Origin of the sequence: Bacillus cereus group sp. MYBK5-2, from assembly GCF_051915685.1 — a bacterium.
Classification (GTDB): domain Bacteria; phylum Bacillota; class Bacilli; order Bacillales; family Bacillaceae_G; genus Bacillus_A; species Bacillus_A cereus.
In genome coordinates this window covers 18,844-44,420 of record NZ_JBQAFE010000005.1, presented here as the reverse complement: position 1 = coordinate 44,420, position 25,577 = coordinate 18,844, and the positions used below count along the sequence as shown (strand labels likewise).

The window sequence follows — 25,577 nt, the reverse complement described above, 5'->3', positions numbered from 1 at the left end:
ATACTAAGATGATATATCAAACTAATATTTGCAATTCGTTGAAATATCATCTTAACCTAAGTATAACTCTTTTTATATTATTTTTTAAAACAACATAGAAAAGGGCAGTCTTAATAATAAGCCTGCCTACCTACATAATGAAAAATATATTTTTTTAGATAAAATATATTTACGGAACTAACCTTTTTACAAATGGTATTCGTTGCAATACTAAAGTTATTATCATACTCAGAAAAAGTGTAATCATTACATTTATAGGTATTGCCAGTATTGCATGTACATGGGCATCTACCTTTGGAATAACTATGTATAGATAGTTATTTAATAAGAAAAAGTGAAGAATATAAATTCCAAGACTTGCTTGGTTTATACCACGTAATAAAAATGGTAATTGTCTTTCCGAATTTTGGAAAGTGTATTTAAAAAAGACAAATAATCCAATTGCCATAAGTACAACACCTGGCGCAAAATATTCATACCAATATTGGTCCAATTGCCCATTAGCTTTGACTGTATAATAGTATGTAATAAAGAACGTACCAATAAACCCTAAAATTCCCCCAATATAAGATAGGTTTCTCCATTTTTTTGCAATATCATAATTAGATAAGTAATAACCTAGTAGAAAATATCCTACATAGTTTGTCACATAAAATAGTTCGATATTAAAGTTGATAGGATAATAATAATTTACTAGTTTGACTATAACAGATGCATATAACCATAAAATTAAAAAATATTCTATCTCTCTCTTTTTAGCATTTTTCACGAATACTTTCAGTAAAGGGGCGATTAGGTATATTCCTACAATCATGTATAAGAACCATAGATGTAAACCAATACTATTTGTTAAAAAATACTTTACCCCCTGTTTTAAAGAAGCCGGAAAATATCCTACGCAAGCTCCATAGATGTAAAATATAGCACTCCAACCTATAAAAGGTATGATTACTTTACTTGCACGTTTCTTTAAAAATTCCCCAATAGAACTATCTTTTGCTCCCCTTAACAATAAAGCTCCGCTAATCATTACAAATATCGGAACACTAGCACGTGAAAATGAATCATAAAAATTACCAGCCATCCAACGCGATACGTTACTTGCATCTAACATAGAAACATAACCAGCAGAAACGTGAATTGTAACGACCGCAATTGTTGCTAATACGCGTAGCCAATCCATATAAACTAAACGTCCCATAAAACCTCTCCCATAATTAATATATCTATCTACTATTTTCCAAATATAATTCTACAGTAAACCAATAAACATTAAAATACATTATAGACATTTAAATACAAAAAACATTAAATAAAATTTAAATTCCAAATTAATAATTAAACCTTTGACTTCTTAATAAAAATAATGTAAATTATCCTATGGACGAACATTTTTAATTAATAAAAATAAAATATTCGTATTTTAGGGGTGTAAATGATGGAAAACGTATTCGACTATGAAGATATTCAATTAATTCCTGCAAAATGTATTGTAAATAGCCGCTCTGAATGTGATACAACTGTCACTTTAGGAAAACATAAATTTAAATTACCTGTCGTACCTGCAAATATGCAAACGATTATTGATGAAAGAATTGCAACTTATTTAGCTGAGAACAACTACTTTTATATCATGCATCGTTTCCAACCAGAGAAACGAATCTCATTCATTAGAGATATGCAATCACGTGGATTAATCGCTTCTATCAGCGTTGGTGTAAAAGAGGACGAATATGAATTCGTACAACAATTAGCTGCTGAGCAACTGACACCTGAATATATCACGATTGATATCGCACACGGTCATTCTAATGCTGTGATCAACATGATTCAACATATTAAAAAACATTTACCAGAGAGCTTCGTTATCGCTGGAAACGTTGGAACTCCAGAAGCGGTAAGAGAATTAGAAAATGCTGGTGCCGATGCAACAAAAGTTGGTATTGGACCTGGTAAAGTTTGTATTACTAAAATTAAAACAGGCTTCGGAACTGGTGGTTGGCAGCTAGCTGCACTTCGCTGGTGTGCAAAAGCTGCAAGCAAGCCAATTATCGCTGATGGTGGTATTCGTACACACGGCGACGTAGCTAAATCTATTCGATTTGGGGCAACTATGGTCATGATCGGTTCTCTATTCGCTGGTCACGAAGAGTCTCCAGGGGAAACAATTGAAAGAGATGGCAAACTTTATAAAGAATACTTCGGTTCTGCTTCTGAATTCCAAAAGGGTGAGAAGAAAAACGTTGAAGGTAAGAAAATGTTCGTTGAGCATAAAGGTTCTTTAGAAGATACGTTAATCGAAATGGAACAAGATCTTCAATCTTCTATCTCTTACGCTGGTGGAACAAAATTAGATGCTATTCGTACTGTAGATTATGTTGTCGTGAAAAACTCGATTTTCAATGGTGACAAAGTATATTAATTCTTAAATTAACTTGAAGGACAAGCATTTTCATGCTTGTCCTTCTTTTTTGTATATAAAAATGAAAAACATTTTAATTTAACAGAATTTTCTATCGTTATATTTTTAGATAGTCTTAAGAAGGAGGATATACGACTTGAAAAATGTAATAGAAAATCGTCTTAATTGCGCAGAGGTACCTGCTGAACTAACATGGGATTTATCCGATTTGTATAATTCTGATGCCGAATAGCATACTGCATTAAATGCATTGGAAAATGATATAAAGAAACTTGATTCATTTAAAGGACATTTACATACTAGCTCCCACACTTTATTAAATTGCCTACTTTTAGAAGAAGAACTTTTAATGACGTTAACAAAACTGTACTCATATGCAAGTTTAAAAGAATCTACTGATCGTACAAATCCAAGTATTCAAGCGAACTCTTCCAAAATTTCTGCTTTATGGACGAAAGTACATAATGCACTATCCTTTATTCATAATGAAATCCTCATATTCGGCGAAGGAACAATTGAAAAATATTTAACTGAAGAAACAAAACTTGAACCTTTCCGTAAATCGTTACTAGAAATACTACAAAAAAGGCAGCACACACTGCATCCACTGCAGTAGCTCAAATGATTAAAGAGGAAGTACAACCTGCTATTGATCGCTGGTGGTACAATGAAACATGCCGGAGTAGATATGTCAAAACCAGATGCAATCCGTAAAGCTGTTTCTTACGTTGGTTCATTAATTGATAAATTAGAGCATTCTTATCAAGTATAAAAAATAAGCCCTCGCTTTATGAGGGCTTATTTCATATTTACTTCCCAAACCGTTTGCGATATCCACATTTCCTGCAAAGTTCTTCAACCGCAACTCTTTTCGAAAATCCATCGACAATGTTTGTTGCTCTTTCACCTTCGATAATGTTAGAAAATGAATCATTATTAATATTCCCAAGGTTAATAATCCCTTCACCGTCTAAACAACAAGGAATAACTGTTCCATTCGCTAAAATACCCGCTTGATTACGAAGTCCATGACAGAATCCTTTCCCATCATCCTCTTCTTCATGTAATGCTGGCCACTGGAATTCATAGTCTTGATTAATAAAGACACGTTCTGCAATTTTTATACCTTTTCCTGGTGTAAGCTTCTCTTCAATTTGATAAGATAGATCAAATTCATTTTCAATTATAGATAATAACTCTCTATTTTTCTGGATTTCAGCATTCGTTTTATTATCCTGAGTTAAATTCCATAACCTTAACGATACAATTAAATCTGATTGACTTGTCGCTTCCCTAATGAAGGAAAGTATACTCCTTACATAGCCCTCTTTATCTTGCGAACCTGGATGTCCATCAAAACTATGCAGTGAAAAATTCATTTGTCTTAACGCAGGCTTATTTAACAGCCTATGTCTTCTCTTATTAATTAACGTTCCGTTCGTTGTAATATTAACTTTAAACCCTTTTTCATGACTTAAGTCTAATAGTTGATCTATTTTCGGGTGGAGCAACGGCTCACCCTTCACGTGCAAATAAATGTAGTCTGTGTGAGGTTTAATTTGGTCTAATCTTTTAGCAAAATCCTCCACAGAAATGAATTGCTTCTGCCTTTCCGTCGGCGGACAAAAGCTACACGCAAGATTACATACACTCGTAATCTCCAAGTAAAACTTCTTAAACTTCTTCACCTTTAATTCCTCACTTCTCTAACTACTTATACTTTTTCCTCTTCATATTACAGCATATTTTTATGGAAATAGAAACATACTTATTTTAGGAAATCTACATACCATCTAATAATATTTAAAAGACCATCGGTAATTTTTGTCCAATGGTCTTTTTATCCTTTTATATACAAAGAATAAATTTATTTATGATACGGTTCATCGTAACTATTCTAAATAAGGTTATTTTTTATTATTTTCATAATTAAATTTAACAAAAAAGGTAGTGCCTTCCGATCCTGTTTGAATTTCTATTTTTGCATTATGGCGGGCAGCAATGGCATAACATACACCTAACCCCAATCCAGTTCCATTATCTTTGGTCGTGTAAAACGGCGTACCCAGTTTCTCTAATACTTCAGGCCTGATACCTTTTCCTTGATCCCGCACTGCAAGCACCACACAATTTTGACCTTCCTTGTAAGTGCTAATGGTTAGAACTTTCCCTGTATTCATCGCTTCTAAGCCATTACGATATAGATTCATTAATAATTGCCGTATCTCATTACGATTTAAAAGTAATTCTGGAATGTCATTTGTATCGACTTGAATATATTTATTTTGATTGTACGTATCAATCTTTATTAAAGGAATAATATCGCGGATAATTGAATTTAAATCTAACATCTGCAAATCCAATTTCCTTGTATTACCCATTGAGAGAAATTCAGTAATAATAGAATTGGCACGGTTAAGTTCTTCAATCATTAAATGAAAGTACTTATTATGTTTCTCATAGGTATTCTCTTCTTTTAATAACTGTAAAAATCCCAGTACTGTTGTCATTGGATTTCTAATTTCATGGCTGATACCTGCTGCCATTTGCCCTATTAAATCTATATTGGATAATCTTTTCAATTCCTGTTCATATTTCTTTTTTTCCGTTATGTTTTTAAAAATACAACAAATACCATCATCATATGGGTATGCAATAACTTCGTGCCAATATTCATCTGCAGTAGAAAGAAATTCGAAATGAACTGTAGTTCGCTCTGACATCGCACGATGAAATTCCTTATACATAACTGTGTCAATTTCACTCGGGAAAACATTCCATATATTCTTTCCTAATACATCTTTTGCTGTTTTTCTTTGCGGAAAATATTGGTGCTTATTTACGTACGTAAATTCCCATTTATTATTTAAAATAAAAAATCCATCCGTAATACATTCAATCACACTTGTAACTTTTTCATTAGCAGCAGCTAGCTCTCTCGTTCGCTCTTCCACTATGCTCTCTAGTTGATCCATATACAACAAATTCGAAAACGTAGGGGCTGTGGCATCAACGATAGATTTTGCTAGTTGAAGTTGTGAATCATCATAATTGTGAGCTTTTCCTTCTTTGCCAACGACGATTACCCCTAATACTTCTCCCATTGAAACCAATGGAATCATCAATAGACCCTTACTATCTATATTTTTTGTTTGAATAACCTCTTGGATCTTGGCTTCATAGCTTTTCTCTGTCCAATCCGCTTCTGTCCAATGACAGTCCTTACTTAATTTCGTTGTTTTAATTGTTGTTTTGTCTAGCGGATCTAGAAGATGAGCAGTCATATTTTTACTCTCTAAAATCTGTTCTAGGTAAAAAAAACATTTATCAAAACTCTCCTGTATCGAGGAACACATCGATAAATCACGTGTAACATTTAGTAACAGTTGTTTCTCAGCAATAAGGTTTTCCTTTTGTTTTAAATTATTTGCGTTTTGAATTGCAACCGCAGCCATATTTACATAAGCTTCAACACTTTGAATTTCTGAATCTGTTAAGTTCATCGGAATTCCATAATCAAATAAAAAAACCAGACCAAATAACTCTTGCCCAAATGAGATAGGCAGAGCTAATAAGGACTTAATTTTGAATGCATTAACCGGTCTCGGATCTGGTCGATGATCCTTTGAGGTATCAGGAATATAGATGGTTCTTTTCGTTTCAATAACTTCTTTTGCCAGTAAGTCTATTTCAGGATCAATTACTTGAGTATCGAGTGTTACACCATTTATAGTCTCTGGTTTTCCTGCAAACCCTCTAAATGTTCCATCTTCCTGGGGTAAATAAATTCCAACAGCGTCGCACCTAACAATCTCCTCTGATATCGCCATTGTCACACGCTGCAATACGTCACGTAGTTCTAATTTCGTATTTATTATTTTTGTTATATTCGCGAGCCTAGAATATCTCGTCTGATCACTTACCATTCACATAGCCTCCAGTTATAGGCATAATAAAATAAATATGATAATATCAGTGTTTTATATAGAATACATTACTTATGATACGGTTCCCCACGATTAATCCGAAACGCTCTATACACTTGCTCAAGCAACACTAATCGCATTAATTGGTGTGGTAACGTCATCTTTGAAAAAGAAAGTGATTCGTTTGAACGCTTCATCACTTCTGAACTTAGTCCGAGTGATCCACCAATTACAAATGCGACTTTACTCTTTCCGTATGTAGCAAGGCGATCTAGGCTTACCGCAAATTCTTCTGATGACTTTTGCTTTCCTTCTATAGCTAATGCAATCACATGCGTGTCATCGGAAATTTTATCCAGTATACGTATACCTTCTTTTTCCTTTACAATTAACATTTCTGCTTCACTTAAATTTTCTGGCGCCTTTTCATCAGGCAATTCAATTACTTCTACTTTTGCGTATGCAGATAATCGTTTTAAGTATTCTGCTATACCTTGTTTCAAATATTTTTCTTTTAATTTCCCAATTGAAATAATCGAGATATTCACACGTATCCTCCACCTTACAAACATGTTATCCACAAAACTTATCCACATATCCACAAATACTACCCACATGTTGTGTGAGAATCTGTGTTCGATACAACATATGTCGCCTCATTTTGACAAAATTCACATGTTTTTTTCTCTTTTTCCAAGTTATCCACATTGTTGATAACTGGCGCAACTTCACACTCATCCACAATAATATCTAACGCTAATTCAACATGCTCTAAACAACAAGGTAAATTCATTTTCTTCACCTCACTTTTCTACAATAGAAAACAGGAGGTAGGCCCTCCTGTTTTTAATACTTTTGAATGCCTAATTTCACCGTTGTTGTTACTCTTTTTGTGCCACGATAAAACGTAAGAGTCATTTTATCATTAATTTCCTTATCATATAAGGCCGTACGGAATCCAATAATATCGCGAATCGGTTTTCCATCTATCGCCACAATAACATCATGTTCTCTTAAACCAGCATCCGCACCTGGCGAAGGACTTTTCACATCCAAAATACAAACTCCCTCTGTTACAGTACCTGGTAAATGTAATGTTTTTGACCAATAATAGTTTGGAATTTCATTTAATGACCTAAGTTCAATCCCAACATATGGTCTTCTTACTTTTCCATACTTCTCAAGTTCATTCATAATCGGAACAGCTCTAGTCACCGGAATAGCAAGGCCGATTCCTTCTACTTCTTTTGCAGCAATTTTCATTGAATTAATACCAATTAATTGTCCTACTGCATTTACAAGCGCACCGCCACTATTCCCCGGATTAATCGCTGCATCTGTTTGTAACACTTCTACTTGCCAATCATAATGTCCATCTTGATCTAAATCTACAGGGACAATACGTTCATTAGCTGAAATAATACCTTGTGTAACTGTTCCAGAAAATTGCAGTCCAAGTGGGTTTCCAATCGCAATAACTGGCTCTCCTCTGCGAACAGTATTAGAATCGCCAATTTCAATTATTTTTTTCACATGCTTTGCATCTATTTCTAATACAGCTAAGTCTGTGACTACATCGGTTCCTAATACTTTTCCAGGAACCTTCTTACCGTCACTTAGACTTACTTCAATACGATTCGCTCCAGCTACAACATGATTATTCGTTACAATATAAGCTTGACCATCTGTCTTTTTATAAATTACTCCTGATCCTGTACCGGCCTCTGAATCTGCCTCTGAAAAGTTATCTCGTTGAATGTTAATAACACCCACAACAGCTTCAGATGCACGATCAACAGCATCTACAAAGCTAATCTGTTTAATCCCTTGAGCTTCGGCCATATTACTTCCGCTTGCTTCAGCTTGCGGAAGCGTATCAGCAGAATTTGAAAATAAAGGCGCTCCAAACGCGAATAAAGAAGCTCCTACAATTGTTCCCGCTATACTAGAAAGAACTATACCTTTGTGCTTCTTTTTTCCTGCACGTTTCATACGATAATTTTCTTCATCAATAAAGGACATATTTGTTCACCTATCTTCCTGAAAACAACTATATTCACCTTTATTGTTTACTAAAATGAAGAATTATACGTATTGAATTTTTGTAGGCATTTTTGGATCTGTATCGTGAATTTCAAAGGATTCACCCACTCCAAATCCTTTTTCCTCTAGTACTTGTGATACTGACATACGCGCTAGTTCTTTCATGTTATTATCTAAGCTTAAATGGGCTAAATAAATATGCTTTGTCTCATCTGTAATTACATCTGCCATCGCTAATGCAGCATCCTCATTACAAACATGCCCAACGTCACTTAAAATACGTCGTTTAATGCTCCATGGATAACGTCCCATACGAAGCATTTCTACATCATGATTACTTTCAAATACGAAAGCATTAGCTCCCTTAATAACGCCTTTCATACGGTCACTTACGTATCCCGTATCTGTAATAAGCGCTAACTTCCTATTATTGTTATGGAAAGCATAAAACATCGGTTCTGCCGCATCATGAGAAACTCCAAATGACTCGACTTCAATATCACCAAAGGTTTTCACATCACCAACTGAGAAAATAAACTTTTGTTCAGTTGGGATATTTCCTATTAAATGTTCCATTGCATTCCATGTTTTCTCATTCGCATAAACAGGTAAATCATATTTACGTGCCAGTACACCTAAACCTTTAATATGATCACTATGCTCATGCGTTACAAGAATACCTGATACATCATTTATATTCAGTTCTGCTTGTTTAAATAAAGCCTCTGTTGCTTTACCACTTAAACCTGCGTCGACTAGTAATTTTTTTTCATCGGTTCCTACGTATAGCATATTTCCTGTACTTCCACTTGCAAGTACGCTAAAATGCAACCCCATTCTTTCTCACTCCAGTATGTTCATCAACCACTTGATTTTCCTTTTCTCCTAATTCCATAACTTGTCCTTCAATTGCATTCACAAAGAAGTCCTGCTTCTGCTCCGTTTTCAAATTCCACGTTGGAGCCAGTACTTGGTTATTAGAAGTAGATGCGGTAAGAGTGGCATAACCAATTTGCGCTTCTTTAACATGCGTATTTCCATGAATTTTATTTTTTAAATACAAATTTTCTAAGGCTGTTTGAGCCGTAATAATTTCTTGCTCTTTCGTTTTTTCACCTTCGCCCATTTCTTTTAAATCAGTTAGCATTGTCTGCGTATATGAAACAAGTTCATTTTTTTCATTTAATTCCACAACAATCATCGCCTGATTATTATAGAAAATAGGCTTATCTTTATATTTTTGGAAGAAATAAATTTTAGAGTCTTTCACCGCTCCAAATTCATACTTTTGTCCATCCAATACATAGTTCTTCAAAAATTCATTATACTTATCTTTTGATAATGATTTCGTATTTAAAAAAGGCTCTTTTAGCTTACTTTCTATCTTGTACATATTTTGTATATGCACTGTTTGATTTTTCAAAGACTGTATATCTTCTTCTTTAAAAGCTTTATTTTCCGCTCTAATAAATGACTCTTTTTTCGGTTCTTTAGGGATATTTCCCATCGTAATTTTGTTTGCTTTTAATTCTTGATCTATCTTTGTTTCTGCAATAAGCTCCAATTGATTACTATCTTGCTTTTGAATGAATTGGAAAATGAGAAAGAGGTCCAAAACAAAAAAGGTCACAATAAATATGGTTTTAATCCGATCCCAATCCATTTAGTCCTCCCTCACTCCACTCATAGATTTTCTGTTTACCTGTTTCATCTTCAACAAGCTTTACATACCAAATTGGTTGTAATCGAACTACTTGTCCATCTAGTGATAACTTGTATCCAATACCAATATCCTTAATTACTTGTTTCTTTATCTCTGGATTATTTTCTAGAGATGCTATTACAACATGCCCTGACGGAAGAGTAACCTTCTGTTCTATACCTTTAGTATTTAAAGACAGCAACGGTCTTTCATATTCCATTACTTCTTCTGATCCCCATATTTGTCTCAATTCAGCTAATCCATCTTCATTGAATACTGAATATCCATCTTCATTTAAACGAAATACTGTCTCTCCTTTATTCATATAGTCCAAACGATATGAATCCAAACTTCCACTGTGACCACTTACGAATTCAAAGCTTTTTTGTAAAAGCATTAAATTATCTATCGTTTTCTCAGTTAAGACAGAAGAGTTTTTATACTTTAGCATGTGACGATCGTTTTCAATTTCCATGGATCTAATACCATCTGTAAATGTTTCTTTCGACATCTCGGTAATCGGACTTAAATAACGAGGATCACTAAACAGAGCATTCTTAAACGTATCAACTGCTAAATTAGATGAAATATATGTTATATTGTTTAACTCTGTCGTTCCATCTGGTAAAAATAACTTTTTCATATCATTAAGTTGATAATCAAAATAAGGCTTTGCTGATACTATAAATTGATTTTGGGCATTTACAATATCTTTTAAATACACGCCACTTAATTTTGCCTCGTATATTTTAAAGTTATCACCATCAGAAACAAAGTTAATTTTAATTTCTTGATCCTTACTTCGAGAAGGATCGAGGAGAATACGATTAAAATGTTTAGGCTTATCTGTACTCTTCTCTTTCATGTTAAACATGGATTTTACTGCATCAAATGGGATATCGGTAGGGAAAACAAGTTCAACTTTCCCTTCACCATGCACATATGAAAGGAAATCACCCTTAGTGATTGATATCTCTTTAAAATCATGTAGTTCCCCTACTTCCAGAGGCTTATAGATTGATTCTATATCTGCCTCTCTTCTGCTCCCATAATGATTTTTATCTTTATGCACGATGATAGAAGTAGGACGGACAACATCGGAAATTTTAGTTTGGTTCATTCCTTCATTTCCCTGCACAAATTTCGCGTTTTGCATGGATGTAGAATCTGGCACATACGTCCATAGGTTAAAAGTAAGAAATAGGCTAATTACAACTAGGTTAATTAAAACTATTGTTTTAAAGTTTTCCATACTCATTCCCAATCGTCCTCTTCATCTGCTGCCATTGGTAACGTGAAATAAATAGTTGTCCCTTTTCCTTCTTCACTCTTCGCCCAAATAGAGCCACCATGTGCCTCAATCATTTCTTTTGCAATTGCTAATCCAAGCCCAGTACCACCCATTTGTCTTGAACGAGCTTTATCTACGCGATAAAAACGTTCAAAGATTTTATCAACGTTTTCTTTTGGAATCCCCATTCCTTGGTCACTTACACTAATTTCTAATAAATCACCGCGATCACGTAAACGATATGTTACTGTTCCACCTTCTGGTGAATACTTTAATGCGTTAGAAATAATGTTATACAGCACTTGAGTAATTTTGTCAGTATCCATATCAATAAATCTAGATTTCTTAGAGAAAGATCGTTTGAAACTTACATTTTGCTCTTTAGACATTTCAAAGCGATCAATAATATTATTAAAGAAATCAGTAAAGTCGACCCATTCTTTCATTAAACGATGCTCTGTACTATCAAGTTTAGATAGCTGTAACAACGCATTTACAAGTCTAATCATTCTTTCTGTTTCTTCTTGTGTAACCGTTAAAAATTGTGGTGCAATATTTGGATCCTGCCATGCTCCATCTGTAAGTGCCTCTAAATAACTGCGCATCGTCGTTAATGGCGTCCTTAATTCATGAGAGACATTCGCCACAAACTCACGGCGTTCCCTTTCTATACGCTCCTGCTCTGTTACATCATATAGTACAGCAATTAAGCCATTTGCCTTCCCTGTTTCTTTTTGAATAACAGAGAAACTAGCACGTAAAATATATGGTTCGTTTCTCGTACTAAAATCTAATAAAACAGAATCTGGCTCTTCATATAAATGATCGAGCGTAAATTCTTCCTGTATTCCTAATACCTCTAAAACAGATTGATCGAGCGCTGTTTCACGAGAAACATTTAACATCTTTTCCGCAGGATCATTTAGTAAAATAATATCCCCTTTTCGGTCAGTAGCAATTACTCCATCTGTCATATGTGATAAAACAGATGATAATTTACGCCTTTCACTTTCTGTAGAAGAACGAGCTTGTTGTAATTTTTTTGATAAATTATTGAAGGATAATGCCAGTTGTCCAATTTCATCATGGCTATGCACTTTTACTTTTCTCGAATAATTTCCTTTTGCCATTTCGATTGCTTGTCTCCGCATATCTGAAATTGGTCTTGTAATTGTTTGAGCCAATAAAATTCCAAGTACGGCTGTTACTAATAAAGCAATTACTGTTCCCGTAGCAAAAATTTGATTTATATCCTTCATTTGTTTATATACATCTTCCATAGATGCCACAATGTAAATAACACCAAGCGCATCCTTACCGTTATCATCTAGAATCGGAGTAAGCATAACTTGAACACGATGACCTGTACTACCATCCTTCTCAATTTTCACTTCCGGCTTTTTTTGTACTAACACTCGCTGAACAGCTATATCAGTTGATGTTCGATTCACCTTATTCTGCTTTGATTCATCTGAAATAGCCAGTAACTTTCTGTGCGAATCAAATACACTTACCTCTTGTATAACTTTCTTCTGATCAGAGGCAAATTTTCGAATTGAAGTTTTAATCGTTTCATCTGTTGACTCTGTTTCTGCTTTTGTATAACTTTTTTTAAACTCTTGCTTCAAATTATATGATAATAAGTTTGTTTGCTGCGTTAAAGAATCCCTAAAACCTTGTACTAAGCTCTTCTCTAATTCCCTTACGAAATATACTCCAATAACTTGCATCGCTATTAATATTAATAGCATATATATAAGCACAAATTTTAAATGAATAGATTGAAAAAAACCAACTTTCTTCATATACTATTCCTGCTCTGGGTCACGCAAGTAATACCCTACTCCACGTCTAGTTACAATTAAAGTAGGATGGCTTGGATTATCTTCAATTTTTTCACGCAAACGACGTACTGTAACGTCTACTGTGCGCACATCTCCAAAATAGTCATAACCCCAAACTGTTTGTAATAAATGTTCGCGTGTCATAACTTGTCCTAAATGTTTCGCTAAATAATGTAGCAACTCAAATTCACGATGTGTAAGCTCGATATTTTCCTCACGCTTCGTTACACTATATGCATTTGGATTAATCACAATTGGTCCAATAACCATTTCTGTATTTTCTTCTTTTTCCGCAGCACCACCTTGTTGATGGCGGCGTAAATTCGCCTTCACACGAGCAAGTAATTCCCTCGTACTAAATGGCTTCGTTACATAATCATCTGCCCCAAGCTCAAGCCCTAATACTTTATCAATCTCAGAGTCCTTTGCTGTAAGCATAATAATCGGCATTTCTGAGCTTTTACGTATTTCACGGCAAACCTCTAAGCCATCTTTACCTGGTAGCATAATATCTAATAAAACCATATCTGGTTGCTCTTCATTAGCCTTTTCAATTGCTTCATCACCATCATGCGCCATTACTATTTCAAAACCTTCTTTTTCTAGGTTAAACTTCAAAATATCTGCAATCGGCTTTTCATCATCAACTACTAAAATTTTCTTTCCCATCATCGTCTATTTCCTCCTTATAAAAATATGGTCAATAATCCCTAAACATATTGATGTTTACATAGTATGTCCTATATGACCGCATCCTTTGTTTAAGTATTTTCTCCTCTATTCTCATAGACTCATGTATGATCCACTTTTACACGGCATCCTATACGATCTATAGAAAAACCTCTAGCTTCAACTGCTAGAGGCTCCTCGTTCTATTTTAAAATAACTACTCAGTTTTGTAAAATTACATAAATAAAAAGGATATTAAGTGGGCCCACCTAATATCCTGAGAGTGGCTCGGGACGGAATCGAACCGCCGACACGAGGATTTTCAGTCCTCTGCTCTACCGACTGAGCTACCGAGCCAAAACTATATATAAAACCACTAATGGTGGTATAAACAAAAGTGGCGGTCCCGACCGGGGTCGAACCGGCGATCTCCTGCGTGACAGGCAGGCATGTTAACCACTACACCACGGGACCAAAAATAAGCAAAAAAAAACATGACCCGTACGGGATTCGAACCCGTGTTACCGCCGTGAAAGGGCGGTGTCTTAACCACTTGACCAACGGGCCACGAAAAATAAAATGGTGAGCCATGAAGGACTCGAACCTTCGACCCTCTGATTAAAAGTCAGATGCTCTACCAACTGAGCTAATGGCTCATACTCACCAACGTCATATTTTCGTGACGACAAGATGTATCATAACATGTATTCTGTATTTATTGCAATACTTTTTTTGTTTTTTTATAAAAGAATAAGAAAAAACTCATGCAGACATGAGTTTTTTCTAAAAAATGTTAATTAAGCTTCGTATACGTTACGAACAATATTTGTTTGGTTACGATCTGGTCCAACTGAGAACATAGATATTTGAATTCCTGTTAACTCAGAAACACGTTCTACGTATTTTCGTGCATTTTCAGGAAGTTCATCTAATGATTTTACACCAGTAATATCTTCTTCCCAACCTGGAAGCTCTTCATATACAGGCTCACATTTCGCTAAAATGTTTAAGTTAGCTGGAACTTCATCAATAACTTCGCCATTGTATTTGTAAGCTACACAAATTTTAAGAGTTGGAATACCTGTTAAAACGTCGATAGAATTTAATGATAGATCCGTTAAACCACTAACACGACGTGCATGTCTTACAACAACGCTATCGAACCAACCTACGCGGCGTGGACGACCAGTTGTCGTTCCATACTCGCGACCAACTTCACGAATTTGATGACCAATTTCATCATGAAGCTCAGTAGGGAATGGACCATCACCAACGCGGCTTGTATATGCTTTACATACACCTACAACGCGAGTAACTTTCGCAGGACCAACTCCAGTTCCAACTGTTACACCACCAGCAATTGGGTTAGAAGATGTAACGAACGGGTACGTACCGTGGTCAATATCAAGCATAACACCTTGCGCACCTTCAAATAATACACGGTGATTATTATCTAATGCATCATTTAATACAACAGACGTATCACATACATATTGCGCGATTTGTTGCCCGTACTCGAAGTACTCTTCGAAAATTTCTTCTACAGTGAAACCTTCTGTATCGTACATTTTTTCAAATAAACGATTTTTTTCTACTAAATTGCGCTCAAGCTTCTCTTTAAATGCTTCACGGTCTAAAAGATCAGCCATACGAATACCAATACGAGCAGCTTTATCCATATATGCAGGACCGATACCTTTTTTCGTTGTACCGATTTTGTTATCACCTTTACTTGCTTCTTCTAACTCATCTTGTTTTAAGTGGTAAGGTAAAATAACATGTGCACGGTTACTTACACGTAAATTATCAGTACTTACACCACGATCGTGTAAGTATTTTAACTCTTCAAGTAATGCTTTTGGATCTACTACTAATCCGTTTCCGATTACACAAATTTTCTCTTTATAGAAAATACCAGATGGAATTAAGTGTAATTTATATTTAACTCCGCCGAAAACAATTGTATGTCCCGCGTTATTTCCACCTTGATATCTTGCAACTACTTCCGCATGCTCAGAAAGAAAATCAGTAATTTTACCTTTTCCTTCGTCGCCCCATTGTGTTCCTACAACTACTACTGAAGACATTATTAAAGCACCTCCGCAATTTTCAAACGATCTATTCAAACAATATAATTGTACCAAAACCGAAAGAGAAGTCAACCGAAAAGCGAACATTTTTTCACAAAAAAACATTTTCGTTCGTAAGAATTATATATTTAACTTATGAAAGCCTTATCTTTCTTATAAAAAAAAAGAAACACATCTTATTATAAGAAATGTGTTTCTTTTTTATACTGCCTTTATGCCGGTGGAGCATGTCCATCCTCAAAACGACGTTCTAAGTTAACGAACTTATTGAACTCTTTGACGAATGCAAGTTCCACTGAACCTACTGGACCGTTACGTTGTTTTGCAATAATAATTTCAATTGTATTTTTGTTTTCCGTTTCTCGATCATAGTAGTCTTCACGATATAGGAAAGCTACAATATCAGCATCCTGCTCAATACTTCCAGATTCACGAATATCAGACATCATCGGGCGTTTATCTTGACGAGATTCTACACCACGAGATAACTGTGATAAAGCAATAACAGGCACTTGCAATTCACGCGCAATCCCTTTTAAGGTACGAGAAATCTCAGATACTTCCTGCTGACGGTTTTCTCCTGATTTCCCACTTCCTTGAATAAGCTGCAAATAGTCAATCAAAATCATACCAAGACCTTGTTCTTGCTTTAATCTACGACATTTTGCTCGAATCTCATTTACTTTAATACCTGGCGTATCATCAATATATATACCAGCATTTGAGAGACTCCCCATTGCCATTGTTAATTTTGCCCAATCATCGGAAGTTAATGAACCAGTACGAAGTCTTTGTGCATCAATATTCCCTTCTGCACAAAGCATACGCATAACAAGCTGATCAGCACCCATCTCCAAACTAAAAATCGCTACATTTTCATCCGTTTTCGTCGCTACGTTTTGTGCAATATTTAATGAAAATGCCGTTTTCCCTACTGATGGACGTGCTGCCACGATAATTAAATCATTTCGTTGGAAACCTGCTGTCATCTTATCTAATTCAGTAAACCCAGTTGGTATCCCAGTAACTTCACCCTTTTGATTATGCAAAAGTTCAATTTTGTCATAAGCATCTACAAGAACATCTTTAATGTTTTGGAATGCTTTTGCATTCGTTTGATGGGATACTTCTAATATTTTTTTCTCAGCCTCGTTTAAAAGACCATCCACATCATCTTCTCTCTCGTATCCATCCGATACAATATGAGTCGCCGTGCGAATTAAACGACGTAAAAGCGCCTTTTCAGCGATGATGCGTGCGTAATATTCTACGTTAGCTGCAGTTGGCACAACTTCTGCTAACTCTGCTAAGTAAGAAACCCCACCAACCTCTTCTAGTAATCCTTGATCAGCCATTGCTGATGTCATCATTACTAAGTCAATCGGCTCTCCCTTATCAGATAGCCCAAGCATGACTTCAAAAATCTTTTGATGTTTCGTTCGATAGAACGAATCAGGTACCAATAACTCTGATGCTGAAGTTAACGCATCTTGATCAATCAATATGGCCCCTAAAACCGCCTGCTCAGCCTCTATATTATGCGGAGGGGTACGATCAGCAAGTACATCACTCATACGCAATCCTCCTTGCTTAATTTATTTTTATTGTTCACTAACATGAACTTTTACTGTAGCTGTTACTTGTGGATGCAATTTCACAGTAACGTTTGTATAACCTAACGCGCGGATTGCATCGTCCATTTCAAATTTACGTTTATCAAGTTTAATCTTGTGTGATTTTTGCATTGCATCTACGATTTGTTTGCTTGTAATAGAACCAAATAAACGGCCACCTTCTCCAGATTTCGCCTTTAATTCTACAGTTAATTTCTCTAAAGTCTCTTTTAACTCTTTTGCATTTTCAAGCTCTGCTGCTGCATCTTTTTCTTCTTTACGCTTTTGAGCTTCTAAAGTTTTCATACTGCTATTTGTTGCTTCAGCAGCTAATCCTTGTTTTAGTAAGAAGTTATTTGCATAGCCATCTGGTACGTTTTTTACTTCTCCTTTTTTACCTTTACCTTTTACGTCTTTTAGAAAAATTACTTTCATGATTGTGTGCCTCCCTGTAAATAGTCATCAATAACAAATCGAAGCTTCTCCTCAGCTTCATCTACTGTAACATTTTTCATCTGTGTGGCTGCATTCGTCAAATGCCCGCCACCGCCTAAGTTTTCCATAATTAGCTGCACATTCACTTCACCTAAAGACCTGCTGCTAATTCCAATGAGATTCTCGCCACGTTTCGCAACAACAAATGATGCAATAATCCCTGTCATCGTTAATAACGTGTCTGCCGATTGCGCAATAAGCACTTGATCGTAGTAATCATCACTATCAACTTTAGCAATCGCAATTCCATTTTTATAAATGTACGCATTTTTTATAGCTTTTGCAACCCGTAAATACTGATCCATATCTTCCTTTAAAAGTTCTTGTACAAGTACAGTATCTGCACCATGTGAGCGTAAATAAGAAGCAGCATCAAATGTACGAGCCCCTGTCCGGAATGTGAAACTTTTCGTGTCGACAATAATACCCGCTAACAATGCCGTCGCTTCTAACATTGTCATCTTTAAATTTTTAGGTTGATACTCAAGTAATTCTGTAACCAATTCTGCCGTTGAAGAAGCATATGGTTCCATATAAACTAGCAATGGGTCTTCAATAAAATCTTCTCCACGGCGATGATGATCAATAACTACCACATTTTCAATTTTATGTAACAGTTTTTGCTCCATCACCATAGAAGGTTTATGCGTATCGACAACAACAAGTAACGACTCATCATTTGCAAATTCCATCGCTTGCTCTGGAGTAATAAAATGAGACCATAACTCCTCATTTTGTTTCACTTTGTCCATCAAACGCTTAATTCCTTTATCGGAATCATTTTCATCTAACACAATATATCCTTTACGCTCATTTAATTGAGCCACTTTTAAAATACCAATCGCAGCACCAATTGCGTCCATATCGGGAGCCCTATGCCCCATAATAATGACATTACTACTTTCTAATACTAAATCCTTTAACGCATGCGAAATGACCCTGGCACGTACACGGGTACGTTTTTCAACCGGATTTGTCTTACCTCCATAGAACTTAACTTTACCTGTCGCTTGTTTAATAGCTACTTGGTCTCCCCCGCGCCCAAGCGCAAGATCTAAACCAGATTGAGCCATTGCTCCAAGCTCTGATAAAGGTAAATCACCTGATCCGACACCCACACTTAATGTAAGTGGTATATTCCTTTTAGATGTTTCTTCACGCACCTGATCTAAAATGCTAAATTTCCCTTTCTCCATCTGCGTCAAAATACTTTCATTTAGCACAACGAAGAATCTTTCTGAAGATGCACGTTTTAAATACGCACCATACTTAAGTGCCCATTCATTTAGTCGCGATGTCACAAGACTTGTTATATTCGTACGTAATTGATCATCTAATCCTTGTGTAACTTCATCATAATTATCCAAATAGATGACAGCTAAAACAGTCCTTTGATCCTCGTACATCTTTTCGATTTCTGTTTGTTCCGTTACATCAAAGAAATAAATTAACTTTTCTTCTTTCCTTACAAAAACGCGAAACTTTCGATTATTTAAAGAGACTATATCATCAGAAGTTTCTCCTTTAATGAAAAGAAGTAATGTTTCTGATACATCGTAAAGGTGCCATCCAGCTAATGCATGCTGTCCCAGACATGAAGATAAATAAGGATTTGCCCAATCAATCCCATAATCCTTATTGTATAACAAAATACCAATCGGCATTTGGTTAAATGCTTCATTACTTACTTTCTTTACTCTTGTAATCATATCTGTCGTATGCTTTTCGAAATTCCTTTGAAAATTAAGTTCAAATCGTATAACGATAAAGAATACGATACAAAAAATGACAAAAGCAGCTATCCCCATAATTAAATGAAAATAACAGAGAATTGAAATGAGCACAAACACAAAAAATGCCAATACATAAACAGGATATAAAAACCACTGTTTCTTATCAAATTCAGGCATGTATACAACTCCTATAAAGTAAAACTAACTTACCTTCCAGTTAGTTAAACAGATTAAAATAGTATAAGGAATATTATTTTATCCCCCTATTTTAGAACGCAATGAAATCCCTAAGTCAATTATACCTAAGATTGTCACAAGAGGAAACAGCATCGGAATAAACATGCATGCAATAAAACTAATAATAGGAACCCCTTTAGTAAAACCTTTTCTATACGCTAAAAAGGCGATAAATGTCAGACCTTGCAGTACAAGCAATAGTGCAAATATGACATTTAGGTTAGAAAATACCATATGTAAATATGATGTTGGTTCTACTTTTATAAAAGTTGCTAACAAAATAAATATAACGTAATACCAAATGATACTCTTTGGTAATTGTATATCTTTAAATTTAGGCCAAGATATAACTTCATGTTTTAACTTTTTCAAAACACTACCTGATATTATCACTGTAATCCAAGAAAAACATACTGAAACTAGCACAAGTATACTTGGAAGTAACGATTGTAATATATCATTCATTTGTGCAAGTAACTCTTTTTGTTCCTTACTAATCGGCATGCCAGTAGCACTTACTATCTTTTCGCTTTTCGCCATACTTTCACTAAACATACTTTGCATTTGCTTCATTATATCTATGTTGAAAAACTTTATACTCGCAACATAAATAATTACAAAACCAATTAAGTATGCAAGCGTCCCCGCTATTAAGATTTCCACTGGCTTTTTTCTTGTTTTATACATATATCCTAAAACAATCCCTATCAATCCAAACATAATTGTCTTCACTAAATTCAGCGGTTGACTCACAATAATAGTAACAAAAAGTGCTGCTACAAAAACCACGAGCACATTAGATAGTTTATGTCTTATCATTAATAGTATAAATGGTAACGGCAACGCAAAAGTTACAACTGTACCCAAAATCGGAACATACATAGATATAAGCAATAAAATTGCATATATAGCTAATAATGCTGCACCTTCTGTAATAAACTTTGTTTGTTTCACATTTTAACCTCTCTTTCAAAAAGAAAAGCATAGCAAAATGCACAGTAGAGTCCCACTCTACTGTGCATTTCATACGCTATTATTCACCAACATATGGTAAAAGTGCCATTTGACGAGCACGTTTAATTGCAACTGTAAGTTTGCGTTGGTATTTTGCGCTTGTTCCTGTTACACGACGAGGTAAAATTTTACCACGCTCAGAAACGAAACGTTTTAATAAATCAACATCTTTATAGTCAATGCGAGTGATGCCGTTAGCTGTGAAGAAACACACCTTACGACGTTTCGCACGTCCACCTTTGCGTCCTGCCATGTCTATTTCCCTCCATTCTTTGTTAAAACTAACAAATTTACTGTATTAGAACGGTAAATCGTCGTCGGAAATGTCGATCGGTTGACCTACATTTGAAAATGGATCGTCATTCTTCGTAAATCCAGAGTTACCTTGGTTACCTGAATTACTAGATTGACCAAATGGGTTAGAGCCTTGGTTACCGAAACCAGCTCCTGATGGTTGCTGATTAAATGAACCACGTTGCTCCCCACCGCCATTACGCGGCTCTAAAAATTGCACGCTTTCCGCAAGAACTTCTGTTACGTATACACGTTTACCATCTTGTCCCTCGTAATTACGAGTTTGAAGACGTCCATCTACGCCTGCTAAGCTACCTTTTTTCAAATAATTTGCTACGTTTTCTGCTTGTTTACGCCATATTACACAATTAATAAAGTCAGCTTCACGCTCACCTTGTTGATTGGCAAATGCGCGATTCACAGCTAACGTAAAAGTAGCTACTGCAACACCATTGGGCGTGTAACGTAAGTCAGGGTCCTTAGTTAAACGACCAACGAGGATAACACGATTCATCAATCGAACCACTCTCCCTTATATATCAATTATTTTTCTTCTTCTTTAACAACGATATGACGAAGGATGTCTTCGTTGATCTTAGCTAAACGGTCGAATTCGTTAATCGCTTCTGCGTTAGATTTCACGTTTAAGATCATGTAGAAACCTTCACGTAAGTCGTTGATTTCGTAAGCTAAACGACGCTTACCCCACTCTTTCGTGTTAATGATTTCTGCACCATTGTTTGTTAAAACACCTGCAAAACGTTCAACTAAAGCTTTTTGAGCTTCTTCTTCAACGCCAGGACGAATGATGTACATAATTTCGTACTTTCTCATTACACTTTCACCTCCTTTTGGTCTAAACGGCCCGTAATGGGCAAGGAGCAATTAATTTATAGTAATTACTCACGAGTTTAGATTATATCATAGTAAGTTATATGAATCAACTCACCAATACATAAAAAACTTGGCAAACATATAATATATTTGCCAAGCTCATATCTTTATTTTTCCTAGGAAATATTAAATTAAACGTTAAAACGGAAGTGCATAACATCTCCGTCTTTTACGATATATTCTTTTCCTTCTAAACGTACTTTTCCAGCTTCTTTTGCAGCTGTCATAGAACCGTTTGTCATTAAGTCATCGTAAGAAACTGTTTCTGCACGAATAAATCCACGCTCAAAGTCTGTATGAATAACACCAGCACATTGTGGTGCCTTCATTCCTTGTTTAAATGTCCAAGCACGTACTTCTTGAACGCCAGCTGTAAAGTAAGTAGCAAGTCCTAATAGGTCATATGCTGCACGAATTAATTGATCTAAACCAGACTCTTCAATTCCTAATTCTTCAAGGAATACTTTTTTCTCTTCTTCGTCTAATTCAGCGATTTCTGATTCGATTTTTGCACATACAACGATTACTTGAGAATTTTCATTTGCTGCAAATTCTTTTACCATTTGTACGTATTTATTTTCCGAAGGATCGATAATATCGTCTTCACTTACATTCGCTACGTATAACATTTCTTTTGTTGTAAGTAAATGAAGGCCTTTAACAATCTTCATCTGCTCTTCTGTAAATTCAACAGTACGAGCTGGTTTTCCCTCTTCAAAAGCTTCTTTTAAACGAACTAAAATTTCATGCTCATATACCGCTTCTTTATCTTTTTGTCTTGCTAATTTCGCAACACGCTCGATACGCTTATCAACAGACTCTAAGTCCGCTAAAATTAGCTCTAAATTGATTGTTTCAATATCATCAATTGGATCTACTTTCCCTGAAACGTGCGTAATATTTTCGTCTTCAAAACAACGAACAACTTGGCAAATTGCATCTACTTGACGAATGTGAGATAAGAATTTATTTCCTAAACCTTCACCTTTACTAGCACCTTTTACGATACCTGCAATATCAGTAAACTCGAATACAGTCGGAACAGTCTTTTTCGGTTCTACTAATTCCGTTAATTTATTTAAACGCTCATCTGGTACTTCTACAATCCCTACGTTTGGATCAATTGTACAGAATGGATAGTTCGCAGATTCTGCTCCTGCTTGTGTAATTGCATTAAATAAAGTGGACTTCCCTACGTTAGGTAATCCAACAATCCCAGCCGTTAATCCCATATTTTTCACTCCTATGTCTCAATCTTTCATCATTATAGATAGTAACGAAAAAAATGACAAGTTTCCGCCAAACGAAAAAAAGTAACAGTTACCTACTGTAACTGTTACTCTCCCTCTATTCTTCGTGCTTCACAAGTATTTTTTTCACCTTACGATCAAACTCTCTTCGAGGAATCATTACTGAATGGTCACACCCCTCGCACTTAATGCGGATATCCATTCCCATACGAATAATTTTCCAACGATTCTCGCCACATGGATGGGCTTTCTTCATTTCCACAACATCATACAAGTTATATTCCTTTTGCTCCATTCTCCAAACTCCTCTCCATACTAAATTGCTTTTCCACTAACTAATTCTTCACGATTATATAAAACCATACGTGGATATGGAATTTCAATTCCATGTAAATCAAGACGATTTTTAATCTCTTTACGAAGTGCCCTTGCAATAACTGCATGTTGCATCGGTTCTACTTCAGCAATAACACGTAATATAACTTCTGATGCTGCTAATGTTTGCACACCTAATAATTGAGGCGTTGTTACCATTTTTTCGTACTTTGAAGGTAATTCTACTAATAAATCTTCAATAACTTGCTCTGCTTTCGCAATATCAGCCTCATATGAAATAGATACATCAACAAACGCTACACTATTACTAACTGAGTAGTTAGTAACTTGAATAATACTTCCATTTGGTAAAGTATGAATTTCACCTGTCCAACTCTTTACTTTCGTTGTACGAAGTCCAATTTCTAAAACGACTCCTTCAAATTGACCGATTTTAACATAATCGCCAACTGAAAACTGATCTTCTAACAAAATAAATAAACCTGTAATAACGTCTTTCACTAAACTTTGAGCACCAAATCCGACTGCTAAACCAATTACCCCAGCACCCGCTAATAAACCTGATGCATTAATATCAAACACACCTAAAATCGCAATTAGCATAATGAACATAACAACGTACGCTACAATATTTTCAAGTAATTTCGCTACTGTAACTGTACGACGTTCTGAAATTTGAATTGGAGAACGACTCCCCATACGGAACGCATTTCGTACAACCGCCCTTGCAATTCGCACAACAACTGCACCAATTGTTAAAATAATACATATTTTTAATGTCGCAACTCCAATATGAGCCCAACGATCAGCATCTAATAAATACTGTTTCATAGAATTAAACCACTTCGCTAATAAATCCATGTACCTCTACCTCTCTAGCTAAAATTTCTTTTTAGTTACCCTTATTATTGTATCAGAAGTCCCCTAATTGCTGAAAAAATTTTATGATTTTAATCCTATTTTATCCCCGACATCCAGGTATAAAATGGAACGAATATATATATACTAGTACTATTATTTCCGTTTTCATTCACATTTTGCAAAAATTACGCACTTATAACTTTCCATTTTCCTCACCATATAACATATATTGAAAATTTATTAAAAGGATGGGTGCTTCATGAATATTGGAAGTTTTCGCTTACCATTTTTTGAGAAAGAAACTCAAAACGTTATGCACCAAGATCTAGAAGCCTCTGAGATAATCAGTAATTTCTTACTTACCCATATTCCTATTAAAACTAATATACCACTCATTCTCGTTTGTATCGGCACAGATCGCTCTACAGGTGACGCACTCGGCCCATTAGTTGGTACAAAACTTGAACAAATAGACATCCAAAACCTCCAAGTATTCGGTACACTAGATGAGCCAGTACATGCGCTAAATTTAGAAGAGAAAATTCAGAATATACAGAAAGAATATCCTGCTGCATTTATAATTGCTGTTGATGCATGTTTAGGAAAGTCCCAAAATATCGGATCAATCACTACTGGAAAGGGACCTAGTAAACCTGGAGCTGCTATGAATAAGAAATTACCTGCAGTTGGTGATTTGCACATACACGGTATCGTCAATCTAAATGGGTTTATGGAGTTTTTCGTTCTTCAAAATACAAGATTAAGTTTAGTCATGAAAATGGCTGATGTAATCGCAAAAAGTATAAAAGAGACGGATCAAAAATTATCCGCATTAAAAAAAGCAAACCATCTATAAATAATAA

Annotated in this window: 25 protein-coding genes, 4 tRNA genes and 1 pseudogene; 4 read left to right on the top strand and 26 right to left on the bottom strand. The window is 35.3% G+C overall.

From position 1 onward, the window contains the following. Positions 1-169: 169 nt before the first annotated feature. Positions 170-1,201, bottom strand: a complete 1,032-nt coding sequence (locus ACTFP3_RS18110; protein ID WP_000533187.1) for an acyltransferase — start codon at positions 1,199-1,201, stop codon at positions 170-172. A gap of 237 nt (positions 1,202-1,438) precedes the next feature. Here ACTFP3_RS18110 and guaC point away from each other — a divergent pair, with 237 nt between their 5' ends. From guaC to ACTFP3_RS18095, 3 genes and pseudogenes are all read left to right on the top strand, one after another. Continuing rightward, positions 1,439-2,422 (top strand): GMP reductase, encoded by a 984-nt coding sequence (guaC, locus tag ACTFP3_RS18105; protein WP_000432447.1) that lies wholly within the window; start codon positions 1,439-1,441, stop codon positions 2,420-2,422. A gap of 136 nt (positions 2,423-2,558) precedes the next feature. Then, positions 2,559-3,029: pseudogene (locus ACTFP3_RS18100) on the top strand (oligoendopeptidase F); the annotation flags it as partial. A gap of 60 nt (positions 3,030-3,089) precedes the next feature. Beyond that, positions 3,090-3,194 (top strand): oligoendopeptidase F, encoded by a 105-nt coding sequence (locus tag ACTFP3_RS18095; RefSeq protein ID WP_009327392.1) that lies wholly within the window; start codon positions 3,090-3,092, stop codon positions 3,192-3,194. A gap of 37 nt (positions 3,195-3,231) precedes the next feature. Here ACTFP3_RS18095 and ACTFP3_RS18090 read toward each other — a convergent pair whose 3' ends face one another. From ACTFP3_RS18090 to ACTFP3_RS17970, 25 genes are all read right to left on the bottom strand, one after another. Then, entirely contained in the window at positions 3,232-4,110 is an 879-nt protein-coding gene (locus ACTFP3_RS18090; RefSeq protein WP_000713633.1) for a radical SAM/SPASM domain-containing protein, read from the bottom strand. A gap of 219 nt (positions 4,111-4,329) precedes the next feature. Continuing rightward, positions 4,330-6,348, bottom strand: a complete 2,019-nt coding sequence (locus ACTFP3_RS18085; RefSeq protein ID WP_000253113.1) for a GAF domain-containing sensor histidine kinase — start codon at positions 6,346-6,348, stop codon at positions 4,330-4,332. A 68-nt stretch (positions 6,349-6,416) separates the two neighbouring features. Next, positions 6,417-6,896 (bottom strand): 23S rRNA (pseudouridine(1915)-N(3))-methyltransferase RlmH, encoded by a 480-nt coding sequence (rlmH, locus tag ACTFP3_RS18080; protein ID WP_001027003.1) that lies wholly within the window; start codon positions 6,894-6,896, stop codon positions 6,417-6,419. Positions 6,897-6,955: 59 nt separating this feature from the next. Continuing rightward, the gene (locus ACTFP3_RS18075) at positions 6,956-7,141 is read right to left on the bottom strand and encodes a CxxH/CxxC protein (RefSeq protein ID WP_012593384.1); all 186 of its coding nucleotides are present in this window, start codon (positions 7,139-7,141) and stop codon (positions 6,956-6,958) included. Between the two features lie 53 nt (positions 7,142-7,194). After that, complete coding sequence (locus tag ACTFP3_RS18070; RefSeq protein ID WP_440010936.1) at positions 7,195-8,370, bottom strand: S1C family serine protease; 1,176 nt, start codon at positions 8,368-8,370, stop codon at positions 7,195-7,197. Positions 8,371-8,433: 63 nt separating this feature from the next. Continuing rightward, a complete protein-coding gene (locus ACTFP3_RS18065) occupies positions 8,434-9,228 on the bottom strand; it encodes an MBL fold metallo-hydrolase (protein ID WP_000522837.1) in 795 nt (264 codons plus the stop codon). After that, complete coding sequence (locus ACTFP3_RS18060) at positions 9,212-10,054, bottom strand: two-component system regulatory protein YycI (protein ID WP_000383740.1); 843 nt, start codon at positions 10,052-10,054, stop codon at positions 9,212-9,214. Before ACTFP3_RS18060 ends, ACTFP3_RS18065 begins: the two co-directional genes overlap by 17 nt. Beyond that, the gene (locus ACTFP3_RS18055) at positions 10,035-11,351 is read right to left on the bottom strand and encodes a YycH family regulatory protein (RefSeq protein WP_000061560.1); all 1,317 of its coding nucleotides are present in this window, start codon (positions 11,349-11,351) and stop codon (positions 10,035-10,037) included. The genes ACTFP3_RS18060 and ACTFP3_RS18055 overlap by 20 nt, the downstream gene beginning before the upstream one ends. Then, positions 11,348-13,189 (bottom strand): cell wall metabolism sensor histidine kinase WalK, encoded by a 1,842-nt coding sequence (gene walK / locus ACTFP3_RS18050; RefSeq protein WP_000755367.1) that lies wholly within the window; start codon positions 13,187-13,189, stop codon positions 11,348-11,350. Before walK ends, ACTFP3_RS18055 begins: the two co-directional genes overlap by 4 nt. Positions 13,190-13,192: 3 nt before the next feature. After that, positions 13,193-13,900, bottom strand: coding sequence for a cell wall metabolism DNA-binding response regulator WalR (gene walR / locus ACTFP3_RS18045; protein ID WP_000971865.1), 708 nt, complete (start codon positions 13,898-13,900; stop codon positions 13,193-13,195). Between the two features lie 281 nt (positions 13,901-14,181). Then, positions 14,182-14,254: transfer RNA gene (locus ACTFP3_RS18040), tRNA-Phe, on the bottom strand. Between the two features lie 41 nt (positions 14,255-14,295). Next, positions 14,296-14,371: transfer RNA gene (locus tag ACTFP3_RS18035), tRNA-Asp, on the bottom strand. A 21-nt stretch (positions 14,372-14,392) separates the two neighbouring features. Beyond that, a tRNA-Glu gene (locus ACTFP3_RS18030) sits at positions 14,393-14,464 on the bottom strand. Positions 14,465-14,477: 13 nt separating this feature from the next. Further along, a tRNA-Lys gene (locus ACTFP3_RS18025) sits at positions 14,478-14,553 on the bottom strand. Between the two features lie 141 nt (positions 14,554-14,694). Further along, positions 14,695-15,984, bottom strand: coding sequence for an adenylosuccinate synthase (locus ACTFP3_RS18020; protein WP_000100238.1), 1,290 nt, complete (start codon positions 15,982-15,984; stop codon positions 14,695-14,697). A gap of 215 nt (positions 15,985-16,199) precedes the next feature. Beyond that, positions 16,200-17,561, bottom strand: coding sequence for a replicative DNA helicase (gene dnaB / locus ACTFP3_RS18015; protein WP_001286148.1), 1,362 nt, complete (start codon positions 17,559-17,561; stop codon positions 16,200-16,202). 27 nt (positions 17,562-17,588) lie between these two features. After that, positions 17,589-18,035 (bottom strand): 50S ribosomal protein L9, encoded by a 447-nt coding sequence (rplI, locus tag ACTFP3_RS18010; protein WP_000864228.1) that lies wholly within the window; start codon positions 18,033-18,035, stop codon positions 17,589-17,591. Further along, positions 18,032-20,005, bottom strand: a complete 1,974-nt coding sequence (locus tag ACTFP3_RS18005; RefSeq protein ID WP_001113785.1) for a DHH family phosphoesterase — start codon at positions 20,003-20,005, stop codon at positions 18,032-18,034. Before ACTFP3_RS18005 ends, rplI begins: the two co-directional genes overlap by 4 nt. A 78-nt stretch (positions 20,006-20,083) precedes the next feature. Continuing rightward, complete coding sequence (locus ACTFP3_RS18000; RefSeq protein ID WP_074555684.1) at positions 20,084-21,019, bottom strand: YybS family protein; 936 nt, start codon at positions 21,017-21,019, stop codon at positions 20,084-20,086. Between the two features lie 79 nt (positions 21,020-21,098). After that, positions 21,099-21,332 carry a 30S ribosomal protein S18 gene (rpsR, locus tag ACTFP3_RS17995; protein WP_000918873.1) on the bottom strand — a complete coding sequence of 78 codons (234 nt, stop codon included), beginning with the start codon at positions 21,330-21,332 and terminating at the stop codon, positions 21,099-21,101. 45 nt (positions 21,333-21,377) lie between these two features. Beyond that, entirely contained in the window at positions 21,378-21,890 is a 513-nt protein-coding gene (gene ssb / locus ACTFP3_RS17990) for a single-stranded DNA-binding protein (RefSeq protein ID WP_000981966.1), read from the bottom strand. Between the two features lie 26 nt (positions 21,891-21,916). Beyond that, positions 21,917-22,207, bottom strand: coding sequence for a 30S ribosomal protein S6 (gene rpsF / locus ACTFP3_RS17985; RefSeq protein ID WP_001233778.1), 291 nt, complete (start codon positions 22,205-22,207; stop codon positions 21,917-21,919). Positions 22,208-22,398: 191 nt separating this feature from the next. Further along, positions 22,399-23,499: a redox-regulated ATPase YchF gene (ychF, locus tag ACTFP3_RS17980; RefSeq protein ID WP_000524657.1), complete on the bottom strand. Its 1,101-nt coding sequence runs from the start codon at positions 23,497-23,499 to the stop codon at positions 22,399-22,401. Positions 23,500-23,614: 115 nt separating this feature from the next. Then, entirely contained in the window at positions 23,615-23,812 is a 198-nt protein-coding gene (locus ACTFP3_RS17975) for a DUF951 domain-containing protein (RefSeq protein ID WP_000435485.1), read from the bottom strand. A gap of 20 nt (positions 23,813-23,832) precedes the next feature. Then, a complete protein-coding gene (locus tag ACTFP3_RS17970) occupies positions 23,833-24,714 on the bottom strand; it encodes a mechanosensitive ion channel family protein (protein WP_000364814.1) in 882 nt (293 codons plus the stop codon). Between the two features lie 259 nt (positions 24,715-24,973). On the opposite strand from ACTFP3_RS17970, the gene yyaC reads away from it, so the two are divergent. Then, positions 24,974-25,570 (top strand): spore protease YyaC, encoded by a 597-nt coding sequence (yyaC, locus tag ACTFP3_RS17965; protein ID WP_048656326.1) that lies wholly within the window; start codon positions 24,974-24,976, stop codon positions 25,568-25,570. Positions 25,571-25,577 lie beyond the last annotated feature (7 nt).